The organism is Sodalis-like endosymbiont of Proechinophthirus fluctus, assembly GCF_001602625.1.
In the GTDB taxonomy this organism is placed as follows: domain Bacteria; phylum Pseudomonadota; class Gammaproteobacteria; order Enterobacterales; family Enterobacteriaceae.
Map to the genome: position 1 here is coordinate 26,628 of NZ_LECR01000050.1, position 568 is coordinate 27,195.

General features: G+C 54.2%; 1 protein-coding gene. It reads right to left on the minus strand.

Annotation, left to right across the window (positions count from 1 at the left end):
* Nucleotides 1-36: 36 nt before the first annotated feature.
* Entirely contained in the window at nt 37-375 is a 339-nt protein-coding gene (locus BG74_RS13475) for an alpha/beta hydrolase family protein (protein WP_244267364.1), read from the minus strand.
* Nucleotides 376-568 lie beyond the last annotated feature (193 nt).

Genomic DNA, 568 nt, shown 5'->3' on the forward strand with positions numbered 1-568 from the left:
AACCTCTGGTGTACGCGGCCAAACCAGCGCCGCAGATTAATGATTCTGCATAAAGAAATGTGCGATTAATGTAAAAACCTGTGCGCGCAGCGGATCAGTCTCGAATAAAATTTCGTGACGCGCTCCCGTAATCATTATCAGGTCGTTATTCTCGCAGAGATGACCTGCCAGAGCCATGGGCTTGCAGAACGCCAGGTGACTGCGGTTATCCACAATTTTGTCTTCTCTGGCGCTCAGAAATAGCACCGGTATGATAATGGCACCTTCTTGCGCGCCAGAGCAGCTACTCCCCGTCCAGTGTCTCCTCGCGTACCCAGTAGTAGGAGTGGACGGAGCTGCCGTTTGTAGCTCCGGATAATCGGTGTAATAACGCACAGGTTGTGGCAATAGTGCTGGTCGCTGTCCATCAGCATGATGACCGTGAATGGCTGTGGCCATCAGGCAGTGCCATACCGCGTAGCAATCGCGCATGGCCGACCGCCAGTTTTACCCACTCCAGAATACGCCAGACCAGCCAGCGCGACATCAGCAATCACAGCCCGAACATCGATGCGCACAGCACGGCAGG